The following is a 25,715-nucleotide window of genomic DNA, read 5'->3' on the forward strand; positions in this document are numbered from 1 at the left end:
AAGATGAACACATTTTTTATGGGTGTTGATCTGGGTGGAACCGTCATTAAAGCGGGAATTTACAGCCCTGAAGGTCAAGAGCTTGTGGTCGCTGAATGTCCTTTTCCTACTGAAAGCCCTCAAGCAGGTTTCAGTGAGCGTAATATGGATATGTTATGGCAGGCAACCTGTGGCGTCATTCGTGACGCTATTCATAATAGCCGACTAAACCCGACCAAAATTACTGGCGTTAGCTTTTCATCTCATGGCAAAGGTTTGTATTTGCTGGATAAAAATGGAAAACCTGTACGCAATGGAATTGTTTCTTCCGATTCCCGTGCTCAAAATATTGTCGATGAATGGCATCAAAATGGTACGGCAAAGCACGCTTATCCGTTAAGTTTACAGCAACTTTGGGCATCTCATCCGGTTTCCTTATTACGCTGGCTAAAGCAACATGAGCCAGATAACTACCGCGATGGGCGCTATGTTTTGATGGTTCACGACTATATTCGCTACCGACTTACTGACCAAATTACCTGTGAAGAAACCAATATTTCAGGAAGTCAGTTATATAACCCCACAACCTCAAACTATGATCCAAAACTGTGCCAACTGTTTGGTATTGATGAAGTGAGTGAAAAACTCGCTCCTGTCATTAATTCTGCGGAGTTAGCTGGCTGTGTCACCCACCAAGCAGCCAAAGCATGCGGCTTAGTCGAAGGAACCCCTGTATTTGGCGGATTTTTCGATGTTGTAGGCGCCGCATTGGCATCTGGCGTTAGTCAGCAAGATAAGCTTAGTGCAGTCGCAGGAACCTGGACAATATCCACGCGTGTCTTTGATAAAATCATGCCTGCTGATTACCCTTATGTCTGGGGAAAATACTGCATTCCGGGAACCTATTTTGTTCATGAAGGCAGTCCCACTTCCGCCAGTAATTTAGCCTGGTTTACCCGGCACTTTTTCAATCAGCGCTTACAGGATTACAAAGTCTTAAATGAATGCGTTGCAGAGGGAGCTACACGGAAAAATGATATTCTGTTTTTCCCATGGCTATATGGCTCTAATTATCACAGCAACTTACACGGTGGATTGCTGGGGTTGAGTTCTCACCATACTGAGGCAGATATCGCTTACGCGATTTACCAAGGCATCGTATTTTCTCATTTATTACATCAAGACCGAATTGTGGGTATCGATAACCTAACTGAAGCCATCCGATTTACGGGAGGGCCAACCCAGTCAGCGCTGTGGATGCAAATGTTTTGTGATGCCAGTAATTTGCCAGTTGAAGTGGTGGATGTGAAACAATCTGGCTGCCAAGCGGCTGCATTGTGTGCTGCTGTCGGTACGGGATACTATTCTGGATTCGACACTGCGATTGCCTCTAGCACGCCGAAAATTACCGAATACCAACCCAATGAAATTGCTCACCAGCAACTCAGAGATAAATTTGCCCGTTTTAAAGCCGTTGCGGATGCATTGAGTTAATCACCTTTCTTAATAAAATCCTGTTCTATCCCTTATGAAAAAAGGACAGGGTTTTTCATCTCAATCAAAGCTCAAATTCACCTCAAATAATGAAGCTGAATGTAATTAACTTTTTCTATTAAGTTGAATCCTTACTATTTTCACATTTTATTAACCAACTCTCCTATTTATAAAATCCAAAAAATTAAGTAATTTGTGATATTCATCACTTTATTATATTTAAATATTTTTTTTGCAAAAATACTAACTGGATAATTAATTAGCTAATTCTACTTAATTAAAAGCGTAAATAGCCGATTATTTGGCATAAGGAACGCAATTTTTTATTTGATATTAATTTTATTTCATCATTCTTGGCGAATTAGCCATCAAATACCCTCACTGAGAGTACCTATTACATATTGTTATTTAAATTAGAATTTGTATTTATTGACTACATAATTAATCCATCGTGTTATCGTGAAAGAAAACCATTCATAACTCAATGTATTTATTAATATAATGAAAAATATTATCACATAAAAAAATAAGTGATTAATTTAAACCCCTACAGTTTCAATTGTTTTAATTAAATTAAATGCCATGGTTAATTTCTGGTCTTTTTGTTTATAAAATAGCTAAAAAATTTCAGTTAATTACTAAAAGCATCCAGCATGACTTAATTAAAATTTAGAATATTCTTCTGAGATTAATTATTCATCTTCAGATCAACGCTATTACTCGAACAATTAACTTATCCTAAATTAATCTATTTACACCTGTACACTTTTAATGACATTAACAATTAAAATCACTCATTTTGAATTTATTTCAAATAACCAAAATAGTGACAAACCCCCAACAGCACTGACCAGATCACGTTATCGAAGAAAACATTTCACTCAAATTTATTAACAAGTGCTACCGCAGCTTAACAATTTCAAAATATATGATAAGATCATTATCTCAATTTGAAATTATTTACTATATAAAAAACAAGATTGTTATTGAGGTTATAGATGAAAATCTCGAGAAGAAAGCTATTATTAGGGGTTGGTGCTGTTGGCGTATTAGCTGGGGGAGCTGCTGTTGTCCCAATGATCCGCAGAGAAGGAAGTTTTGAATCTACTAAGTCTCGCGTACCTGCTGTAGCAGGTACCGAAGGTGCATTACCTGCGTCTGCTGATGCAGTCGTTATTGGTGCCGGACTACAAGGGATTATGACTGCGATTAATTTGAAAGAACGCGGTTTAAACGTCATTATCTGTGAAAAAGGTGTTGTGGGCGGCGAGCAGTCTGGTCGTGCATATAGCCAAATCATCAGCTACAAAACATCTCCAGCAATTTTCCCATTACACCACTATGGAAAAATTCAATGGCTTGGTATGAACGAAAAAATCGGTGCTGATACTAGCTACCGCGTTCAGGGCCGTGTTGAAGTTCCTTCAAGCGAAGAAGATTTAGAAGTTTCAAGAGCGTGGATCAAAAGCGCATCTGAAAACCCAGGTTTCGACACTCCACTGAGAACCCGTATGATTGAAGGCCAAGAACTGGCTAATCGTCTGGTTGATGCACAAACTCCGTGGAAAATTGGTGGTTTTGAAGAAGACTCTGGTAGCCTTGACCCAGAAACAGTTACCCCAGCAATGGCTAACTATGCTAAATCGATTGGTATTCCAATCTATTTAAACTGTGCGGTCCGAGGTTTAGAAACTGCGGGCGGAAAAATTTCCGACGTCGTGACTGAAAAAGGTTCAATCAAAACTTCTAACGTCGTTCTAACGGGTGGTATCTGGTCACGTCTGTTTATGGGCAACTTAGGTGTTGACGTTCCTACACTGAACGTTTACCTGTCTCAACAACGTATTACTGGCGTTCCTGGCGCACCGAAAGGTAACGTTCACCTGCCAAACGGTATCCACTTCCGTGAACAAGCAGATGGAACTTATGCCGTTGCTCCACGTATTTTCACCAGTTCAATCGTGAAAGACAGCTTCTTGTTAGGCCCAAGATTCCTGCATGTATTAGGTGGCGGTGAATTACCATTAGAATTCTCTCTTGGTAAAGACCTGTTCAACTCATTCACAATGGCAACATCTTGGAAGTTAAACGAGAAAACACCATTCGAAGAGTTCCGTACAGCGACCAATACGCCAAACAATGAGCACTTAGATGGCGTTCTTGAGCGTCTGAGAAAAGAATTCCCAGTATTTAAAGAATCAAAAGTTGTTGAACGTTGGGGCGGCACTGTGTCACCAACTGATGACGAGATTCCTATTATTTCTAAAGTCGAACAATACCCAGGTCTGGTTATCAATACCGCGACAGGTTGGGGTATGACTGAAAGCCCGGCGGCTGGTCGATTAACTGCTGAGTTGTTAATGGACGAAAAAACATTTATCGATCCGACGCCATACAAGCTGTCTCGTTTTAGTTAATTAAAACGAAACACAATTAAATGGAACCTATTAAATACAATAAAGTCTTAATAGGTTCTTACTTAACTATATAATATATGGAGTTTATTATGCGCTATAAAAGTTTACTGCTTTCCTTACCTTTAGTTCTGGGTGTAGCAACGGCAAACGCAGCTGACGATGTGAAACGTGTTCCTGTTAAAGGTTTCCCTATCGCTGAATCAGTAGAAATCGGCGCTAACAACAGCATTATTTTCCTGAGCGGAAAAGTGCCATCTAAAATCTCTAAAGATGCTCCAGAAGGCGTTTTAGAGTCTTACGGTAATACCGAAGCGCAAACCATCAACGTTCTGAAACAAATTCAAGCGACTCTGGGTGAAATGGGTCTGACTATGAATGACGTTGTTAAAATGCAAGTATTCTTAGTTGGTGGTGATGAGACTAAAGGTACTATGGACTTCGCTGGCTTCATGGCTGGTTACAGTAAGTTCTATGAATCTGAGAAAGTAACTAACCTACCAGCTCGTTCTACTTTCCAAGTCGCTAAACTGGCTAACCCAGCTTGGAGAGTTGAAATCGAAGTGACAGCAGTTCGCTCAGCTAAAAAGTAATTTTTAACCGCTAACTGTTCCTAAAACGGTCGACTATTTATTTCCGCTTTGGCTTGGAAGTAAAATCTAGCGACCGTTTTTGTTTTTCTTCCCTTTGGTTCCCATCCCTATTGCTGTTATTCTTCTTTTATCAATCGTCAGATTGAATCTTCCGTACCGACAATCTTAATTTATAAACGCTTACTTTATAAAAAAGCATCATAAAATCGTCGGTAAATTAAATACTCTATAGGCAAAATATGATTAAAGAATCCCTGAAGATCCACGGAAGAAAACAGTTTGAAATCAAACAAAAAGTTTTTTTTCCACGTAAATCTAAAGAGATCCGCTATCAGGTTGAAACCTTTTTCTTTTTGCCATCCTCATTGCAAGTGAATCCAGATCTTTACACTGCGTCTAATTTTCAGCGTAGCCTAAAGAACTATATTCGCCTCCGAGCTCCAACCGTTAAGCTCTCTTCTATTCCAGCAGAAAATGGCATCTTAGATGATTTAAGCTGGTGGTTAAAACAGATAGACCCACAATTACCGCCAAGCTTAGATGAGTATGAAAACCGCTTAAAACGTTACGCTCTCACCTATAAACGCACCGTGCGCTTAACGGTCAAGATGGTGATTCAAAATCCACAACGTCAAACTGAGGAATATTTGCAGGCTCTATTGAACGATATCGAAAAATGTCTCACTCGCTACCGTGAATTAGTGACCTATACCGCCCCAGTCGAGAGCGAGATTCAGTCCAATGCATTTGCTTATTGTGACGAATTTATGTCTCACTACACCATGCTATACCTGCAAGATTTACTCAAAGAGAAGCAGCTGCCTTTGAGGGATGAAATTCGCCATCATTGGTACCAAGAAATGCGTTATTTGAAAAAGCTGTCACCCGATAGCTTTCCCCATGATGAAAATGATGCGGAAATGGTGACTTATCGCCGCAATTTGCTGAAGAAATATATTAATCGCTATCTCTATTTAGAGATCCGCCATAAGCGCGGGCTTCCCCTACTTTTACATTCTATTTATGGTATTGCGGCGGCAATTTCGATGGTTTTCGCCACTTTTATTGCTTTTATGTGGCAAGGAAAATATGGCGCATTAAGCGCTAATTTATTTTTGGCAATGGTTGTCGGCTATATCTTCAAAGATCGCCTAAAAGAGATCGGACGAGAGCAGCTGTATCGGCTATTTCAGCGTTGGATCCCCGATCGCCAACTGCGTATTTATCGGGAAGGCGTCAAAAACCCAGTTGGGGTCTGTAAAGAATCATTTCGCTTTTTGAAAGAAAATACCCTTTCTCCCGATATTCGAGAAATGCGCCAAAAATCGCACTGGGTCAATTTAATCAATGTGCAGCGCGTTGAAGATATTCTTTATTACCGTAAAGATGTCACGCTACATAACCATTCGGCCGCTTTTGAGCAGACACAATCATCAATCGTGGATATTACCCGCTTCAATATTGCAGATTTTTTGAAGTATATCGATATTAGCTATGAAGAGCTGATGGTCAATGATGATGAGCCTGTGATTATTGGCGAGAAGGTTTACCACATTTATCTGTGCCGTCGAGTGACCATGAATAAGAAAACTTACAATGAACTGGCACGTTTGGTGGTCAATGCGGATGGCATTAAGCGCCTTGAAATTCTACAACCTCTTGAAGTACTCAATACCAATGAAGATATTACGATCCCTCCCCAATAATCCATTACTGGGGAGTTATTTGAGCTAGTAATACAGAGCGATATGTCGCCCGTCTAGCTCTTTCACTTCTAAAGGCGTATCAAAGATATCCTCAAGAATTTCTGCCTTCATAATCTCTTCTGGTGCACCATGATAAGATAGACGACCATTTCTGAGCGCCACAATATAATCTGAATATACCGAAGCAAAGTTAATATCGTGGATCACAAGAATAATCGTTTTGCCTAGCTCATCTGCTGCACGACGCAGTAATTTCATCATGATCACTGCATGCTTCATATCCAAGTTATTTAGTGGCTCATCAAGCAGTACATATTCTGTATCTTGGCACAAAACCATGGCCACATACGCACGCTGACGCTGCCCACCAGATAACTCATCAAGATAGCGATGACGAAACTCTGATAAATTTAAAAAATCCAGAGACTCATCAATTTTCTTTTTATCATCAAGAGTTAAACGTCCCTTGGTATACGGATAACGCCCAAAACCAACCAATTCTTCTACCGTTAAACGGCTAGCAAATTGATTCTCTTGGCGTAAAACAGATAAACACGTCGCGAGCTGGTCACTGGGTGTCGTTGAAACATCCAAATCATTGACCTTCACATAGCCATGATCTGCCATTAACAAGCGACCAATAATCGATAATAACGTCGATTTACCTGCCCCATTAGGGCCGATGATTGAAGTCACACCGCTATTTTTAATACTGGTGGTGATGTTATCTAAGACCTTAGTATCCTGATAACTTTTCGATATCTGATGAATTTCAATCATACTAAAACCTTCTTAACACCATATAAATAAAGAATATTCCGCCAACAAATTCAAGTACAACAGACAGGGTTCCTGCTTTATTGAGTCCATATTCTAGGAGCAATTGTCCGCCAACTAAGGCAATAACGCCTAATAAGAAGGAAACTGGCAAAACGTAACGATGCTGGCTACTTCCCGCAATAAAATAAGCAAGGTTTGCGACCATTAACCCTAGGAAAGTTAAAGGACCCACGAGGGCGGTAGAAATTGCCACTAAGATAGAAATCAGTAATAGGATCACTGTAACTTGCTGACGATAGTTAATCCCTAAATTCACCGCGTTCGCTTGCCCAAGGGCTAACACATCGAAGCAGTAACGCATCCGCCATAGTAGTATTCCGACGATAACCGTAATGACCAGCGTAAATAGGATGAGCTCTGGCGTACCTTTAGTAAAGGTGGCAAACATACGGCTTTGTAAAATCGAGAACTCATTGGGATCCATCAAGCGCTGCAATAACGTAGCGACACTTCGAAATAATGTGCCGAGGATAATCCCGACCATCAACACCAAATTGATGTTCATTTTGACGGAGACAAACAGCCAACGATATAGCAGCACGGAGAAGACAACTAACAGTGATGATTCCAGCAAGAACTTGCCGATATTCAGCAACCATGATGCAGGAAAGCTATCGGTATAAAAAATAAAGATAGTTTGCAGCAGAACAAACAGTGCTTCTAACCCCATGATAGAAGGAGTCAGAATCTTGTTGTTCGCAATGGTCTGAAATAAAACCGTCGAGACCCCAGAACCGAAAGCGACAATAATCATCGTCAGCACGATATAGCCACGGTGCGGCAAGATATAGGCTAGGTTGCTGCCAAGATTAATGGTCATATACAAGATCACAGACAACACTGACAGCGCAGCCAAAATACCAATGCGCTGTATTGGCGTTATTGTCCTCTTAACGGGCAGACTGATTGAATTAACTTTTTCCATAACGCTGATGCTTTAACAAGAGATAAAGGAAAATAACGGCACCCACAACACCTAGAATCACACTCGCAGGAATTTCAAATGGGTAACGGATCACGCGACCAATAATGTCGCATAACAGTACCAAGCCACCGCCAGCAATGCAGATCCACGGGATAGTTTTACGAATATTATCCCCCATCACTAAACTCACAAGGTTCGGGACAATGAGCCCAAGGAATGGTAATGCACCAACCACCACGACCACAACACCACTAATCAGAGCAATAATGCTCAAACCTATTGTCATGACTTTTTGGTAATTCAAGCCCACGTTAATCGAGAATTCACGTCCCATTCCCGCCACGGTGAAGCTATCAGCAATCAAGCAGGCAGCTAATGTGAGTAAGCCCACCAGCCACAGCAGTTCATAGCGACCTTGAAGAATACTGGAGAAATCACCGCTCATCCAAGCCCCGAGGGATTGGAGTAAATCAAAATAATAAGCCGTGAAGATAGTTAATGCGCTAATCACCGCGCCTAACATAATCCCAACCAGTGGAACAATCAGGGCCGATTTTAAAATAATGCGGCGTAGGAGCACCATAAATAACATGGTACCTAATAACGCAAATCCACTCGCCACCACCATTTTGGTCATGATGCTAGCACTTGGATACACTATCATCACGAACAATAAACCGAGACTTGCCGATTGAGTGGTTCCCGCCAATGACGGTTCAACAAAGCGGTTTTGGGTAAGTAATTGCATGATCAGCCCAGCGACACTCATGGCGCTACCCGCAAGGATCAGAGCGGCAGTACGAGGAATTCGGCTGATAAAAAAGATATCTTGCATCTCGGGGTCAGTGAAAAGCGAAACGGGTGACACGTCACCCGCTCCAATAAACAAGCTTATTACCGCCAAAATCAATAACGCGATGATGCCTAAAAAGAGATAAAGCGTTTTCATTGATTAATTCGTTTTTTTCTTCTCTAAAGCTGCGTTAACTTCATCCATTAACTTGGAATAAGTTTGGATACCACCCGCAATATACACCGCTGATGAATCTAAATAAGTCACTTGACCTTTTTCCCATGCAGAGGTTTTTCTCACTAATGCATTATCTAGCACATCTGCGGCAGGTTGAGCATCTTTAGCACCGATCGCATTATCGCGGTCGATAACAAATAACCAGTCTGGGTTAAGTTTCAGCAATAATTCTGAACTGACGATATTACCGTGACGACCTGTATCTTCAGTAAATACATACGCAGGTTCGAAACCTAATACGTCAAAGATAAATCCAAAGCGAGAACCTGGACCATAAGCAGAAATTTTGCCACCACTCACTAAAATGACCATCGCTTTACCTGCGGTTGGTGCTTTAGCTTTAATGCCATCAATTTTGCCTTTGAAATCAGAAACTAATTTATCTGCTTCTGCTTGTTTACCGAATAAGTTACCCAGTAATACGGTACGTTCCATCAAGCTATCAATAAAACGTTTGTTATCGATATCTAAAGAAATCGTTGGAGCAACGCCACTTAATTTATCGTAAGCATCACGTGCACGGCTTCCGCCTAAAATCACATCTGGCTTAGCGCTGCTGATGGTTTCATACGCAGGCTCAAATAAACTACCGCCATTGATATATTCTGAAGTGCTATATTTTTCTAAAAACTTAGGGAAATGGGCATTAGTTTGTGGAACACCAATAATTGGAACACCTAACGCATCAATGATGTCAAGGGTTTCCATGTTCATCACAAACACACGTTGAGGATGGCTAGGAATTTCAGTTTTGCCTTGAGCATGCTCAACCACAACCGTTTGGCTTTCTGCTGTTTTATTCTCAGCTGCTTGTTTTTCTGCGACTGGGGCTGTGCTTTGTGTTTCTTTAGCGTTATCACAACCTGCTAAAGCGACTACGGACAACAATGCAATACCTGAAACTAATGATTTAGCGAACATTTAAAGCTCTCCCATCTTTCAATATGTTTATCGTTAGTCATGAAATTAACGACCCGAAGATGGCGGTTATCTTACATGAAACATAGCGCTAATGATATTAGTTTGCATTTGCATTTCGTTAAAAAATGACACAAAGCACAAAAACATCAATTCGCTATAGTTAATAGAGAAGAAAGCATCTTTTTATGTTAGAGAGGTCTTTATGAAGCAAGAATGGTGGAAATCCGCTGTCGTTTACCAAATTTATCCCAAAAGCTTTTATGACTATAATGACGATGGTATTGGAGACTTAGCAGGTATCACTGCAAAGCTCGATTATATTCACTCGTTAGGTGTCAATGTCATCTGGCTGTGCCCTATTTTCCAATCCCCAATGCAAGACAATGGTTATGATATTGCAGACTATGACCGTATCGACCCCATTTTTGGTACAAATGAAGATTTAGATACCTTAATCGAACAAGCTGCCCAACGCGGGATTAAAATTGTTCTCGACTTAGTACTCAACCACACTTCAAATCAGCATCCGTGGTTCCAAGCCGCTATTGCAGATCCCCATAGTCCCTACGCCGATTATTATCAATTTATCGAATGGGATTACCCAGCACCCCCCAATAATTTACGGACTTATTTTGATTGCCCAGTCTGGACTCGCATCCCCAATAGTTCTCGCTGGTATTTCAACTCTTTTGGGCCTGAACAACCCGATCTTAATTGGGAAAACCCACAATTGCGCCAAGAAATTATCCAGATGATTAACCGCTGGATAGCCAAAGGTGTTGCCGGTTTTCGCATTGATGCCATTGGGAATATTAAAAAATCACCAGAGGCACTTTCTGTACATCGATTTCCTGCCGATCGTGAAGATGGCTCTGCATCCTTAGTACCTTGGGTGGTCAATCAACCGGGAATTCTTGACTGGCTTAACGAACTTGCCGACCAAACATTTCGCCCCGCCAATGTCATGACCGTTGCTGAAATCGATGTGCCACCGCAAGATCTTGCCGCCTATGTTGGGAAAAATGGCGTATTTTCAATGGTCTTCGATTTCAGTATTGCCGACCTTGATATCACCAAACAGCCACCATTTACGATTTCACCGATCACTGGGGAACGACTCAAACCTCTCTTTATTAATAGCCAGCTCACAACTCAACAAGTCGGCTGGGGAGCGCCCTATTTAGAAAACCATGATCAGCCTCGTTCCCTGAGTAAATTTTTACCTGAAAATGCTCCCACACTCGCCGCCGCAAAAATGCTCGCCACATTTTTATTAACTCAGCGGGGAACGCCATTTATTTATCAAGGACAAGAGATTGGCATGACCAACTGCCCCATGACACTCGAAGAGCATGATGATCTTCACTTGTTCAAGCTGTATCAATGGGGAGCTCAGCAAGGCTATACCGAATCCCAAATGATGGATTATTTTGCTAAACGAAGCCGCGATAATGCTCGTACTCCGTTCCAATGGAATTGCCAGATAAATGCTGGATTCACAAATGGGAGACCATGGCTAAAAGTCAATCCTAACTATCTTGATATCAATGCCGAATCTCAGCAGCAACACGCTGGCTCCTTATTCACCTTTTACCAGCAATTAATTACCCTACGCCGCCATTCAGCTATCAGCGATATCCTTATTGAGGGGGAATTTCAAGAAATTGAAGCGCCAGAATCGGTTATTGCTTATCGCCGAAGGCTACAGAAACGGTCTATTGATATTTATTGTAACTTTAGTCAACAGCCTCAGCGTATTAACCAAACCTATTCCCATGTTTATTTCAATAATATGCAGGATGTTTTCATTCAATCCTCAAAAATTATCTTACAACCTTATCAATCAATAATTTTTGAAATCTAAAATAGTTTAAAATACAATTTAATACTCAAAATAAGTGTAATAAAGAAATTGGCAGTAATAAATAATATCACTTTAATAATAAGCCGCTTATTTCATCTTAATAAGTGCTTTATTTACATCAAATTCTTTTAATTGATAACCTAATAATATTATTTAAAAACAAAATAACATATTGTTATTTAAGACTTTTATTTTTAAATTCACTTGAATTTGTGAAGATCATCAAATATAAATTAAATAACTTAAGTAAAGTCTAAATAACGCATTAAATCTTTGAGGTTATTTATTTGCAAAATATTAATCAGAACGTTATTCAAAAAATAACTTCAGAGTGTTTGTCTATATCCAGTTCACATTCAGACACTCAACAAATCCATATTGGCTTTTTTAGCGTAGGCACTCTCATTCGAGATGTTGATGGCTGGCTCTTGGCAGAAGGCACCCACTTACGTCCCTATGAATGTCTTGGTGCCCACCCCGTCAACTGCGACGGTGTTGACGGGGTGATTTTTTCTTTATGGGCGCCGAATGCGCAAAAAGTTTCTGTGATTGGTGAATTTAATCAGTGGGATGGTCGTTACCATCCTATGGTACTACGCCAAGAAACGGGCATTTGGGAGCGTTTTATTCCTAGAGTAACCGTTGGACAAGCTTATAAATATGAATTGATAGATAACCAAGGGCACCTGCGCGTTAAAGCGGATCCCTATGCACTCAAAAGTCGTTTATTTCCCCATGTGGAATCGATAATCACTGAACTGCCTGCCAAACGAGCCCAAACATCACAGACAGCTCAATGCGAGCATTCTCAAGCACCGATATCAATCTATGAAGTTCACTTAGGATCATGGCGTCGCCACACCCATAATAATGGCTGGCTCAGTTATCGGCAACTCGCGGAACAGTTGATCCCCTATGTTGTCGATATGGGATTTACGCATATTGAATTATTACCCATTACCGAACATCCTTTCGATGGGTCATGGGGTTATCAACCTATTGGGCTCTATTCCCCTACGAGTCGCTTTGGTAGCCTCGACGATTTTATTTACCTGATTGAAACCGCCCACCAGCACCATATCAACGTGATCCTTGATTGGGTTCCTGCGCACTTTCCCAGTGATGAATATGGATTAGTGCAATTTGATGGCACTGCACTGTATGAGTATGCAGACCCTCGCGAAGGTTTTCATCAAAATTGGAATACGCTGATTTATAACTATAGCCGCTACGAAGTGGCCAATTTCCTCGCTGGCAATGCCCTCTACTGGCTAGAACGTTTTGGTGTTGATGGCCTACGAGTTGATGCCGTTAGCTCGATGATTTATCGAGATTACAGCCGTAATGAGGGGGAATGGCTACCCAATAAATTTGGCGGGAAAGAGAATCTCGAAGCTCTCGACTTTCTGCGTTATACCAACCAAATTATTAAAGAAAACTGCCCCAATTCCATCATGATTGCTGAAGAATCCACCGCATTTCCTCGGGTCACTGACAGTATCCAAAATCATGGATTAGGCTTTGATTTTAAATGGAATTTAGGCTGGATGAACGACACACTCAGCTACATGTCCCTCGACCCTATCTATCGCCAATATCATCATCATCAAATGACCTTTGGCATGTTTTACGCTCACAGTGAGCGTTATATTTTGCCACTTTCCCATGATGAAGTGGTGCATGGGAAAGGTTCACTTCTTGGGAAAATGCCCGGGGATACATGGCAAAAGTTCGCTAACTTACGCGCTTATTATGGGTTTATGTGGGCGCATCCAGGTAAAAAACTGCTATTTATGGGAGGCGAATTTGCACAGGGGCGCGAATGGGATCACGATCGTAGCCTCGATTGGCACCTTCTCGATCCACAGTTTGATGGTTGGCACTCTGGTGTACAAAACCTTGTACGGGATCTTAACCACTGTTACCGACAAAATTTGCCACTATACCAACACGATAATACGACTAATGGCTTTGAATGGCTGGTTGTGGATGACCATAAAAACTCTATTTTTGCCTTTTTACGCCGTGACAGTGAAGGAAATGAGATTCTTGTGGTCGCGAATTTCACACCGGAAATTCGTCACTCTTACCGCATCGGTATCCACCAGCAAGGGCGGTATCAAGAACTCATCAATACTGACTCCCACTATTATCGTGGCAGTAATACCGGAAATCTGGGCGTCATAGAAAGTGACCCCATTCAGGCTCATGGCAAAAACCATTCTCTCTGTTTAGTACTCCCTCCTTTAGCCACGTTATATCTAAAACGGGAGTCCAAATAATGAAAAAATTTGAACTACTCAAAGGAAAGCCACAGCCACTAGGTAGCCATTCTGACGGTCTTGGCACTAACTTTGCCCTCTACAGCAAGCATGCTAAAAAAATAGAGTTATGTCTGTTCGATGCCCAAGATATAGAAACCTGTTATTCACTATACCGAGGAAAAAACCATATTTGGCATGGTTATTTAGTGGGTGCTCACTCTGGCTTACATTATGGTTATCGCGCCTATGGTGAGTGGGAGCCGACCCAAGGTTTACGTTTTGATCCTAATAATCTGCTGATTGACCCCTGCTGTCGGGCAATTAGTGACAAACAAAATCCTCGCTCCATCGTGATGAATGAATCCTATGACTGGCAAGGTGACCTTGCACCAAAGACTCCATGGGCAGAAACGATTATGTATGAAGCTCATGTTCGAGGGTTAACTCAGTTACATCCCAATATTCCCTCAAAAATCCGAGGCAGCTACGCCGCCATTGCTCACCCCGCAATCATTCACCATCTCACTGATTTAGGCATCACGGCGCTTGAGCTACTCCCTGTTCAACTCCATTTGGATGAGCCCAACTTAATCCAACTCCAACTGACCAATTATTGGGGCTATAACCCCCTAGCCCCCTTTGCCATCGAACCTGATTATTGGTCAGGGCAATCTGGCACTACCCCGCTAAGTGAATTTCGCGATATGGTCAAAGCCCTACACCGTGCAGGAATTGAAGTTATTTTAGACATCGTATTTAACCACAGTGCCGAATTAGATAATGCAGCGCCGACGCTTTGTTTTCGCGGGTTAGATAACCCCACCTACTATTGGCTAACCGAGACAGGCGAAAACCAAAATTGGACGGGTTGCGGCAATACATTAAACCTGTCCCTGCCTCCCACCATTCAATGGGTTCTTGATTGTCTCCATTTTTGGGCATTAGAGTGCCATGTTGATGGCTTTCGTTTTGATCTTGCCACCGTACTGGGTAGAAAACCGATATTTACCCCGAGGTCTCCACTATTAACCGCCATTATTCACGACCCGATTCTGAGTAAACTCAAGTTAATTGCCGAACCTTGGGATCTCGGTAACGGCGGATACCAACTTGGTCAATTTCCAGCCCCGTTTGCCGAATGGAACGATCGATTTCGTGATGATATTCGCCAATTTGCCTTACACGGTACAATCCCAATCGGGATTTTTGCCAACCGCTTTGCTGGCTCAAGAGATCTCTTTTCCCAGACTCACCACCAAAGCTATGTTTCAGTCAATAAAATTACCGCCCACGACGGCTTTACCTTACGAGATTTGGTCAGTTTCAATCACAAACATAATCATGCCAATGGGGAAGATAATCGTGATGGTAATAATCAAAACTACAGCCATAACCACGGCTATGAAGGGCTTGATGCGCCGGATAAAATTCAGCAATGTCGTCAGCAAAGCCAGCGAAATTTACTGACTCTTTTATTATTGTCGTTAGGTACGCCAATGCTGCTGGCAGGAGATGAGTTAGGGCATAGCCAGCAAGGTAATAATAATGCCTATTGCCAAGATTCAGCCATTAGCTGGCTTAACTGGCGAAAACAGGACAAAAATTTATCTCAGTTTACTGCACAATTAATCTCACTGAGAAAACAGATTTTAGCCCTAAATTCTGGGAAATGGTGGGTATCCCAACCGCCAATCAACGATGTGGAATGGCTAGACGCACAAGGTGAGCCACTCACAATTGACCAGTGGCATCAATTTATTCCCCTACAAATTATTCTTTCTGGTCAATGGCTACTACAAATTAATTTAACGGAGCAGCCATATTCAATCATTTATCCTGATGGAAATTGGCATCCTGTCGCCCCTGTTATTCATCATGCTTGCAATACCGCCATACAAACTCTTCATCCAAAAACAATCAATCTGCTACAGAACATCCCCCTTTCTGACCCTGCATTATCAAGGAGATTATAATGTCTGAGAATCCGTCCTTTGCGCCTCATTCGGATATCCTACAGCGGCAGATGCTTGCCAAAATGTTACCGAATAAGACTGTGGCACTGGTTCTAGCTGGAGGAAAAGGAAGCCGCTTAAAAGCACTGACTCAGAAACAACCTAAACCATCCCTATTTTTTGGTGGTAAATTTCGCATTATCGATTTCACCTTATCCAACTGCGTCAATTCAGGCATTTATCGGGTCGGAGTATTAACCCAATATTATTCCCATTCCTTGATCCAGCATATTCAACACAGTTGGTCGTTTCTCAATGGAAAAAATAACGAATTTATTGAAATTTTACCGGCACAACAGAAACAAAATACCGATGGTTGGTACTTGGGTACTGCGGATGCCATTTTTCAAAATCTCGATATTATCCGTCGCTACCAAGCCCAATACATCATTGTGTTAGCCGGGGATCATATCTATAAAATGGATTACTCCCGCATGCTCGTCGACCATGTGGAAAAAGGCAGCCAATGCACCATCGCCTGTATTGAAGTTCCTTATTCTAGCGCCTCCGAGTTTGGCATTATGGCGATTAATGAAAATGAGCAGATTATTAATTTTATTGAAAAACCGGCGAAGCCTCCCACGCTCCCGGGGAATCCGATGGTTTCATTAGCCAGCATGGGGATCTATGTATTTAATGCCCAATACCTGTACCAACTCTTAGCTGAAGAGAATCAATTACCAGAAACCCAACATGATTTCGGTAAAGATTTGATCCCCAAAGCCGTCAAACAAGGAACGGCATGGGCGCACCCATTTAGCCGATCATGTGTATTTTCCCATTTTAATGCAGGATCAGCCCCCTACTGGCGAGATGTCGGCACTATCGATGCTTATTGGAGTGCCAATATTGATCTGGTTTCCGCCAAACCTGAATTGGATATGTATGATCCCAACTGGTCGATTCGTACGACTCACGCCCCCTTTGCCCCAGCGCGTTTTATTCAAGGGGAGCACCAGCATCCTCCCATGATAATTAATTCCCTGATTAATGCCGGTTCAATTATTGAAGATGCCATGGTCACCCATTCTGTGATTTTTCATGATGTTCGTGTCAATGCCCATAGTCATATCGATTCTTGCGTTCTATTACCTGAAGTCTCTGTGGGATTATCCTGCCGTTTAAGGCGCTGTATTGTGGATAATGGCTGTAATTTACCGAATGGACTCATTGTTGGAGAAGATCCCCTATTCGATACTCAGCGTTTTTATCGCTCAGAAGGTGGCGTGGTCCTCATTACCCAAGAAATGCTTACGCGTCTTGACCCTCAATGGAGAGAATAATGCGAATCTTGCACGCCTGTTCAGAACTGTTCCCTCTCTTAAAAACTGGCGGTTTGGCGGATGTGCTTGGAGCACTTCCTCAAGCACAAATTGCTGAAGGAGCTGATGTCCGTTTAGTGCTCCCCGGTTTTCCTGCTCTATTAGACGCGATCCAACATACATTAGTCGGGCAAGTCTTCGATACAATTGCAGGGCAAGTTGCTTTGCGTTTTGGTACCTGCGATGGTGTCGGAATTTATCTTATTGATGCACCACACCTCTATCAAAGAGCGGGCAGCCCCTATCATAATGATGAGCTTCACGATTATGCGGATAATTACCTGCGTTTTGCATTACTCGGGTGGATTGCCAGCGAACTAGCGTGTGGATTAGATCCTCAGTGGCGGGCTGAAATTGTGCATGCCCACGATTGGCATGCGGGGTTAACAGCAGCTTATCTTGCTGCACGTGGTTATCCCGCACCTTGCGTTTTTACTGTGCATAATCTCGCTTATCAAGGGTTATTTTCGCCTAAACATTTTTCAGTATTACAGTTGCCTCTAGCCTTTTTCTCCCCCGAAGGCTTAGAGTTTTATGGGCAAATTTCTTACCTCAAAGCAGGGCTGTTTTACGCCAACAAAATTACTTTTGTCAGTCCAACCTACGCGAAAGAAGTGACAACCCCTGAATATGGCAATGGGCTTGCTGACCTACTGAAACAGCGGCAATCCCAACATAGACTTGTCGGGATCCTCAATGGCGTAGATTATCAAATTTGGGCGCCACAAATTGACCCCCTGATCCCCCACAACTATGCTCGGCAAAATATGCTGGGCAAAGGGATCTGCAAAATGACCCACCAGCGTGAGAGCGGATTAAGTGTCACGGACAAAGTCCCGCTCTTTGTGGTTATTAGTCGCTTGAGTACCCAAAAAGGGCTAGATTTGCTACTGGAAGTGGTTCCCGAATTATTACGCCAAGGGGGACAACTTTCAGTACTTGGCAGCGGAGATCATGACTTACAAGCCGCCTTTGAGCAGTTAGCTCTGCATCATCCGAAGCAAGTCTCTGTAGTGATTGGTTACGATGAACCTCATGCCCATAAACTCATTGCAGCCGCCGATGTGATTGTGGTGCCTAGCCGTTATGAACCTTGCGGTTTGACACAGCTTTACGGCTTAAAATATGGTGCGCTCCCGCTAGTTCGTCATACCGGTGGTTTAGCCGATACTGTATGTGATTGTTCCCTCGAAAATCTTGCTGATCGCTCTGCCACCGGTTTCGTGTTCCATGACTACCATGGCTATCGCTCCCAACATGGAAAAACCACTGAACTCAATGATGCGGTACGCCGAGTATTTGCATTGTGGAACGAACCCACCCGCTGGAAACGGGTTCGTCGCCAAGGAATGAAAATGGATTTTAGCTGGCAAATATCCGCTAAAAAATACCTCGATCTATACCAAAATCTTCTCTAACCACCCATATTGGAGCCGATCATGAATCCCCCATTTCATATACAAAGCCAAGAGCAGCGCATCGATAATTTAGTGGATGCCATCCAAACTAAACTGAAGTTTATGGTTGGTAAAGATCCGATTATTGCGACCTCCCATGATTGGTTGAATGCCATTTCTTATGCGATCCGCGACTTAACTGTGGATCGCTGGTTACGAGGGATCCGCCGCTCCCTTTCTCAATCGGATCGCGCTATTGCGTATCTTTCGATGGAGTATCTGATCGGGCGCACCCTGTCGAATACGTTACTTAATTTAGGCATGTACGAAGATGTCTCCGCTGCATTGGAAAAAATGGGATTCAGCTTGGATGATGTGGTGCAGGAAGAGGACGATCCCGGCTTGGGAAATGGGGGATTAGGTCGACTTGCCGCCTGCTTTTTAGACTCGCTCGCGACATTAAAAATTCCTTCCGTCGGGTTCGGTATCCGCTATGAATATGGCATGTTTCAGCAAAATATTATTGATGGTCAACAGGTTGAATCTACCGATCGTTGGCTACAGTACGGCAATGCATGGGAGTTTCCGCGTTATAACCTGAGTTACAAGGTGCGCTTTGCAGGACGCATCCAACAAGAGGGAAAAATTGTTCGTTGGATAGAAACCGAAGAGGTACTAGCTCGCGCCTATGACCAAATTATCATGGGCTACGGCTGCGATGCGACAAACACCTTGAGGCTGTGGTCAGCACATGCGACCAACGAAATGAATATCAATAAATTTAACCAAGGGGAATATTCCGCGGCTGTTGAGGATAAAAATTTTTCAGAGAATGTTTCTCGCGTACTGTACCCCAATGACTCCACAGAATCTGGCAAGATCCTCCGTTTAGGTCAGGAATATTTTTTGGTTTCTGCCACACTACAAAATATTTTAGATGTGCATAGTCGCGTTCATGGCACTCTCACGAATCTCGCTGAAAAAGTGGCTATCCACCTCAACGATACTCACCCCGTTTTGGCTATTCCCGAATTAATGCGTTTACTGATTGATGAGCATGAATATGCATGGGAAGCTGCTTGGCAACTGTGCGAGAAAATTTTTTCTTACACCAACCATACGCTGATGAGCGAGGCATTAGAACGCTGGTCAGTAGACTTACTCGGCAGATTGCTTCCTCGGCATCTGCAAATTATTTTTGAAATCAACGAGCATTTCCTTAACCAAATCAAACAGCGTTATCCCAATAATCCTGAGCTGCTCACCCGGCTTTCCCTGATCGATGAATCTCACGGTCGATACGTCCGTATGGCATGGCTGGCGGTGGTAGGAAGCTACAAAGTGAATGGTGTTTCTCAACTCCACTCCGAGCTAATGATCCAAGAAATTTTTGCCGATTTTGCGAAAGTGCTGCCAGAGCGTTTTTGTAATATAACCAATGGGATCACGCCACGCCGCTGGCTAGCTCTGTGCAATAAACCTTTAGCTAGTTTGATCGACGAAACTATTGGTACGGGTTGGCGCGAAGATCTCACCCGGCTTTCTCAGTTGCAACAGCGTACGGATTTCCCCTTATTTATCGAGAGACTAAAAACCTGCAAACTCGAAAATAAAGTGGCTCTCGCCGATTATATTGCGCAAAACCTGAATATGATTGTCGATCCCCATGCGTTATTTGATGTGCAAATCAAACGTATCCACGAATATAAGCGCCAGTTACTCAATATTTTGCAAGTGATTGGTCGCTATAACCGAATGCTGCAATATCCAGAAAAAAACTGGGTTTCCCGCGTGGTGATTTTTTCCGGTAAGGCAGCATCGTCCTATGTGAATGCCAAGATGATTATCCGTTTGATCAATGACGTCGCGCAGGTTATTAACCATGATGCGCGCCTTAAAAATCGTCTCAAAGTGATTTTTATTCCTAACTACAGCGTCAGTTTGGCGCAATTGATCATCCCCGCGACGGATCTTTCCGAACAGATTTCTTTGGCTGGAACTGAGGCATCCGGCACTGGGAATATGAAATTCGCCTTAAATGGTGCGTTGACTATCGGCACATTGGATGGCGCAAATATTGAGATCCGTGAGCATGTGGGTAAAGAAAATATGTTTATATTTGGTCACACTGCCGAGGAAGTGGAGGCTTTGCGCTCCAAAGGCTATGATCCGCGTAAAATTTATGAGGAGCATGAAGATCTTCATCAAGTGCTTAATTCGTTAGTCTCCGGCGTTTTCAGCCCCGACGATCCCAATCGTTATTATCCGTTATATGATTCACTGATAAATTTCGGCGATTATTATCAACTACTCGCAGATTATCACGCTTATGTGCAAGCCCAAGATGCCGTCGATAAGTTGTATCAAGATCCCAATTTATGGGCTCAGAAAGCACTGTGTAATATTGCCAATATGGGATATTTCTCATCCGATAGAACGATTGGGGAATATATGGAGAAAATATGGGGAAAATTCTAAAAAGGTATTTTTACTAGAACCTGTATTTAAAATAAATGAGCGGTAATCATCCTCAACGTATTATCATTTTCCATTTGCTTGACAGTGATTAGAATATATTGTTAATATTGTGGCATCAACACCCGCGATGTCATCTTGATTAGTAGTTAAAGATGAAATCAGCGGGTTTTTTATTAATCACTATCATTAGATATGTTTAGTCACACTTTTCAAGATGCGAATTGAAATAATATGCCTGAATATTCAAAACCATACCTATCCCCTAACGATTTAGTAAACAATCATCTACCTGCTAAAGGAATTAACTACACTAAGACATTTGACCAACAAAAAGCTGAAGAACTTCTATCAAAAATTAATTGGTATCGATTTAAATCTTATTTGCATCCTTTTTTACAAAGTAATAGTAAGTTATATATTTCAGGAACAACCTTTGAACAAGGTGTTGATTTATATTATTTCGATTGTGAATTACGTGAATTATGTAATAAATATATATTACGAATTGAAGTTAAAGTTAGAACAATTATTGATCAAACGATTACCGCATTCACTAAAGATCCTTTCTGGTATTTAAATGATGATTTATTTTCAAATCCTGATGATTTATATAGTGAAAGAAAAAAAATAATAAATTCACTTAAATATTCAAAGCTTGAGTTTGCTGAGTATTATAAACTTAATTATACTAGCCCAAAAGAAGCTTGGCGTTCTGCTCCACCTTTTTGGCTAGCATCAGAACTGATATCATTTGATACACTGAATAAATTTATTCAGCAGCTTAATTCACAGAAATTTATGCGTAATGGTAATAACGAATTAGGGTTTGCAGCAAATAAATTAAATGCTATAAGTTTTAAAGAGTTAAAATCATGGCTTTCTGCGTTAAAAGAGCTTAGAAATAAAGCATCTCATAGTGCAAGAACATGGAACAGTAACTATCGTATACCGTCTGGATTTGTCAATAATGATAATAAATTACTTACCAATTCATATATAAAGTTACCACCTAGTAAAAAGAATAGAATATATACTATTCTCGTCACCTTAAAATTAATTACTAATAAATTAATACATCCAAAAAATGATTTTTCAACCGATTTAATGGCACTAATTAAACAATACAACCATTTAAATTATCTAGAAGATGGAATGGGATTTCCTGCCAATTGGCAGTCTGACCCAGTATGGAATTAAAAATTCATGTCCTTAATATCATTTATTCATTTCAAGAGATGAGAAATAATACTCATATTTTGGTGACCATTTCGGTCACCTTTAGTCTTATCAACAATTATTCATATTCACTGTAATCCACTTCTTCATCATTCAAATCAACCATCACATTGAATTGTTCCATAATTGACATAAATGGTTCGAAAATATCGGCAGGAATAAGAATTTCATGGTAAGCATCATTACCAGAATCTAAACCTAATAGGTAATAGCTTAAAGCTTGTAGCTGCTGATTGGCACGCACAAAAATTTGATCAGGTCTTAAGCTATTTTGAGGATTATCAACACCAAAATCTAACTGAATATCAATGTCTTCAATATCCAGTGCATTTTTCAGAAAGCCAATCGCGGATTCACTATCTTTCCAGTCGATCCAGAAACTATTTCCCATATTTGATCTTACGACCAAATCCGCCATGATAAACCCCAGATCCTCATTCTCGACGCTATCAACAAAACCCTCTTCATCCTCATCAATCAGTTCTTTTAACTCTTCCTCAAAAGAAGCGATATCCGTGGCGATATTTTCTTGAGAATTCGGGTTTAGTAACTTCGCCAATTCAGTGATGGCAGGCATTATTTCATTATAAAGTTCTGCGGTTTCTGGCTTCATACCCTGCATGGAAAATCCTTAAATTTATTATCGATGTCATCGCCACTATTTTGCTGAAGTTAAAATGAGTTGTATATGAAATAAATCCTAGATTATCCGTATGTTAAACGGATACTGGGCTACAGATCTCAATCAGGAAACCGTTAATATCATGCACATAAGCAGTGGTTTGTCCCCATGGCATTATTTCCGCTGACTGTACCAGCGTTGCGCCCGCTAATACGGCTTGATTCAGTGCCTTTTCAACCTCATCCGTTTCGAATGCTAGTTCAAAAACAGGGGCTTGCGGGTTTGGTGAAATAGCGCCTTTACCCAGCTGATTCATCAATGCTAAAGAGGAAAATGAAATCGTGGTGCTGCCAGTATCTAACTCGCCGTAATCCCCGCTTTCATGTAGAAAAGCACATTTCATACCAAACGCTTGATGATAAAAGTCGAGAGTTTTAGCAACATCATTGACGTACAGTATCGCGTATTTAAATTTCATTGTTTCCCCATTCGTTCGACAAAAATAGCAGCCTTGTGGGCCAAACTACTTAGCAACACCCTCGAGCCATTTATGGATCACTTTGTATTTCTCTTCACGTATTCCCGTTAATAATCTATTTTCCGTGAGTTGAACAGCGGCTTTACACTTCACCTAAAGGTCACATCCCAAATCTGTGGCTTCAATCACTTGAGTTAAGTTTTATCTCAATGATAAAACCCACGCATGAATATCGTGGGCTGAATTCACTTATTAAATATCTTGCTGGTTATCTTGATGATTATTTTCCAAATGTGCAGCAATATAGCGCTGATAACGATGGGGTTTTAAACGGCTCATATCCACCAGTACCAACCCATCGATACAATCATTAAACGCGGGGTCAGTACCAAAGTCGATAAACTGTACGCCACCAGGTTCACAGAGCTCGGTATACTGTTTATACAATGTTGGGATGGAGCAACCAATATTACTCAGCAAGCTTTTCAACTTCACTAAATCTTCTTGATAATTATCGCCATCAAACTGAGCTAAAACTTGTGGTAATGACGCTGGATATGGTTGACGAGAACGTGCCATCGAAAGCTCAGAAGAAAAATAAAGACGGTAGAACGCAATCAATAAATCTCGAGCAGCAACGGGCATACTTCCAGAAATAGATACAGGGCCAAATAAGTAACGATATTGAGGATATTTAGCAACGTAAGCACCAATGCCTTGCCATAAATATTCGAGACCCCGTTTTCCCCAATAGGCTGGCTGGATAAAACTGCGCCCCAATTCAATTCCTTGGGCTAAAATCGGCATCATATCTTGGTTATAGTGGAACAGGCTATTGCTGTAGATCCCATCTAACCCTTTTTTAGCAATTTGCTGTTCTGTTGGAATAAAACGGTAAGCACCGACAATTTCTAAGTCGTCTTCATCCCATAAAATTAAGTGGTAATAATCATCATCATAGCTGTCGAGGTCACGGCGTTTACCTGATCCCTCCCCAACTGCACGAAACGCAATTTCCCGTAGTCTTCCTAACTCTCGCAAAATCGGTGACCTAACTTCTTGCTGACGCTGATACAGAAAAATAGTTTTGCCGTCAGGCGTCACACCTAGTTTTTCACAGCCGACTAACGCTTTTTTCAGTTCCAATCTATCTTCCGGTAACGCAATGGGTGCTTCACTGGTAAATAGCCCGGTTTTTCCTTTCCCCAATAAATAGACATGGCGCCGAAAACGCTCCGCCAATTCATGGTCATTAGTTCGCCCATCATACCAATGGGAAAATGGAATACGCCCACCGATATGCAGCTTAATTCGCTTATTGCGCTGCTTAAACATCTCATTCACCAGCAATAATGCGGATAACGGCTTATAGACTATTGATGAGATATAAAACAGCAGGCTATTACGTGCTTGAACATGAATAGGGACAATCGAAGCACGAGATTTCGCCGCCAAACGTAAAAAACCCGTGCGCCAGTGACCATCACGAATGCCTTTCGCTCCCCAACGAGAAACTTCTCCCGCAGGGAAAACGATCAATGCCCCTTGATTATCCAGATGTGATTGCATACCAACGACTTGCTGGCGATTGGTTCGATTACCAACATTATCGACAGGAATAAATAAACTTTGCAAGGGTTCAAGATAGCTGAGCATTTGATTTGCCACGATCTTAACATCGGGTCTCACCGTTGCAACGGCGCGTAAAATTGCCAGCCCATCAAGGGAACCAATGGGATGATTCGCCACTAAAATGAGGGGACCATGGCTGGGAATATTTTCTAGATCCCCATCAGCTAGTTCACAGCGTACATTTAAATCATTGAAAACTTGCTCGATCAAATCCAAACCTTTTAAGTGCGGATAGTCTTTGGCAAGTTGTTGAAAATCTTTTTCGTGTAATAAACGTTTTAGTAAATTCCGTTTCCAAGCAGGCAGTGTTTGCTGGGGAAAAGCATGTTCCAGTAAAGCATCAACACTAAACATAATGGAGTCCTCTCACATATGCGTCATTGGCGAATTTAAGTCAAAATCATGACTAAAAAATATCCATTTGATGACAAATTTATGAAATACACTGTTTGAAATATAGACGACATTATCTGAAAAACGTTCGACACTTTTGACGAATCACTCTTGA

At 41.7% G+C, this 25,715-nt stretch carries 17 protein-coding genes and 1 pseudogene; 11 read left to right on the forward strand and 7 right to left on the reverse strand.

Features of this window, described 5'->3' with window-relative positions:
• The first annotated feature begins 3 nt into the window (after positions 1-3).
• The 4 genes from EL244_RS15750 (at position 4) to EL244_RS15765 (ending at position 6,186) form a co-directional block, all read left to right on the forward strand.
• On the forward strand, positions 4-1,473 hold the full coding sequence (locus tag EL244_RS15750; RefSeq protein ID WP_126462182.1) for an FGGY-family carbohydrate kinase: 1,470 nt from the start codon (positions 4-6) through the stop codon (positions 1,471-1,473).
• A 998-nt stretch (positions 1,474-2,471) separates the two neighbouring features.
• Positions 2,472-3,890, forward strand: a complete 1,419-nt coding sequence (locus EL244_RS15755; protein WP_006814399.1) for an NAD(P)/FAD-dependent oxidoreductase — start codon at positions 2,472-2,474, stop codon at positions 3,888-3,890.
• Between the two features lie 89 nt (positions 3,891-3,979).
• Entirely contained in the window at positions 3,980-4,480 is a 501-nt protein-coding gene (locus EL244_RS15760) for a RidA family protein (protein ID WP_126462185.1), read from the forward strand.
• A 239-nt stretch (positions 4,481-4,719) separates the two neighbouring features.
• The gene (locus tag EL244_RS15765) at positions 4,720-6,186 is read left to right on the forward strand and encodes a hypothetical protein (protein ID WP_126462188.1); all 1,467 of its coding nucleotides are present in this window, start codon (positions 4,720-4,722) and stop codon (positions 6,184-6,186) included.
• 24 nt (positions 6,187-6,210) lie between these two features.
• Here the strand turns inward: EL244_RS15765 and EL244_RS15770 are convergent, their stop codons facing one another.
• Genes EL244_RS15770 through EL244_RS15785 form a run of 4 tightly spaced genes read right to left on the reverse strand, consistent with a single transcriptional unit; the run spans position 6,211 to position 9,902 of the window.
• The gene (locus EL244_RS15770) at positions 6,211-6,966 is read right to left on the reverse strand and encodes an iron ABC transporter ATP-binding protein (RefSeq protein WP_006814402.1); all 756 of its coding nucleotides are present in this window, start codon (positions 6,964-6,966) and stop codon (positions 6,211-6,213) included.
• Between the two features lies 1 nt (position 6,967).
• Positions 6,968-7,951, reverse strand: a complete 984-nt coding sequence (locus EL244_RS15775) for an iron chelate uptake ABC transporter family permease subunit (RefSeq protein WP_006814403.1) — start codon at positions 7,949-7,951, stop codon at positions 6,968-6,970.
• Complete coding sequence (locus tag EL244_RS15780; RefSeq protein WP_126462191.1) at positions 7,938-8,900, reverse strand: ABC transporter permease; 963 nt, start codon at positions 8,898-8,900, stop codon at positions 7,938-7,940. Before EL244_RS15780 ends, EL244_RS15775 begins: the two co-directional genes overlap by 14 nt.
• 3 nt (positions 8,901-8,903) lie before the next feature.
• Positions 8,904-9,902: a siderophore ABC transporter substrate-binding protein gene (locus tag EL244_RS15785; RefSeq protein WP_126462194.1), complete on the reverse strand. Its 999-nt coding sequence runs from the start codon at positions 9,900-9,902 to the stop codon at positions 8,904-8,906.
• Positions 9,903-10,104: 202 nt separating this feature from the next.
• On the opposite strand from EL244_RS15785, the gene EL244_RS15790 reads away from it, so the two are divergent.
• The 7 genes and pseudogenes from EL244_RS15790 to EL244_RS15820 all read left to right on the forward strand — a co-directional run bounded on the left by EL244_RS15790 (position 10,105) and on the right by EL244_RS15820 (position 22,436).
• A complete protein-coding gene (locus EL244_RS15790) occupies positions 10,105-11,766 on the forward strand; it encodes an alpha-glucosidase (protein ID WP_126462197.1) in 1,662 nt (553 codons plus the stop codon).
• Between the two features lie 359 nt (positions 11,767-12,125).
• Positions 12,126-14,048: pseudogene (gene glgB / locus EL244_RS15795) on the forward strand (1,4-alpha-glucan branching protein GlgB); the annotation flags it as partial.
• Positions 14,048-16,003: a glycogen debranching protein GlgX gene (gene glgX / locus EL244_RS15800; protein WP_126462203.1), complete on the forward strand. Its 1,956-nt coding sequence runs from the start codon at positions 14,048-14,050 to the stop codon at positions 16,001-16,003. The pseudogene glgB and the gene glgX, both read left to right, overlap by 1 nt.
• Positions 16,003-17,325 (forward strand): glucose-1-phosphate adenylyltransferase, encoded by a 1,323-nt coding sequence (gene glgC / locus EL244_RS15805; RefSeq protein ID WP_126462206.1) that lies wholly within the window; start codon positions 16,003-16,005, stop codon positions 17,323-17,325. Before glgX ends, glgC begins: the two co-directional genes overlap by 1 nt.
• Positions 17,325-18,782, forward strand: a complete 1,458-nt coding sequence (gene glgA / locus EL244_RS15810) for a glycogen synthase GlgA (RefSeq protein ID WP_172597531.1) — start codon at positions 17,325-17,327, stop codon at positions 18,780-18,782. Before glgC ends, glgA begins: the two co-directional genes overlap by 1 nt.
• 21 nt (positions 18,783-18,803) lie before the next feature.
• Entirely contained in the window at positions 18,804-21,239 is a 2,436-nt protein-coding gene (gene glgP / locus EL244_RS15815) for a glycogen/starch/alpha-glucan family phosphorylase (RefSeq protein ID WP_126462211.1), read from the forward strand.
• 231 nt (positions 21,240-21,470) lie between these two features.
• Positions 21,471-22,436, forward strand: coding sequence for an Abi family protein (locus tag EL244_RS15820; protein WP_126462214.1), 966 nt, complete (start codon positions 21,471-21,473; stop codon positions 22,434-22,436).
• A 97-nt stretch (positions 22,437-22,533) separates the two neighbouring features.
• On the opposite strand, the gene EL244_RS15825 is transcribed toward EL244_RS15820, so the two are convergent.
• The 3 genes from EL244_RS15825 to olsF form a co-directional block, all read right to left on the reverse strand.
• Positions 22,534-23,097 (reverse strand): DUF6630 family protein, encoded by a 564-nt coding sequence (locus EL244_RS15825; protein WP_126462216.1) that lies wholly within the window; start codon positions 23,095-23,097, stop codon positions 22,534-22,536.
• A gap of 94 nt (positions 23,098-23,191) precedes the next feature.
• Entirely contained in the window at positions 23,192-23,575 is a 384-nt protein-coding gene (locus EL244_RS15830; protein ID WP_126462219.1) for a VOC family protein, read from the reverse strand.
• Between the two features lie 252 nt (positions 23,576-23,827).
• Positions 23,828-25,561 carry a bifunctional ornithine lipid synthase OlsF gene (gene olsF, locus EL244_RS15835; RefSeq protein ID WP_126462222.1) on the reverse strand — a complete coding sequence of 578 codons (1,734 nt, stop codon included), beginning with the start codon at positions 25,559-25,561 and terminating at the stop codon, positions 23,828-23,830.
• Positions 25,562-25,715 lie beyond the last annotated feature (154 nt).

Origin of the sequence: Providencia rustigianii (assembly GCF_900637755.1) — a bacterium.
Classification (GTDB): domain Bacteria; phylum Pseudomonadota; class Gammaproteobacteria; order Enterobacterales; family Enterobacteriaceae; genus Providencia; species Providencia rustigianii.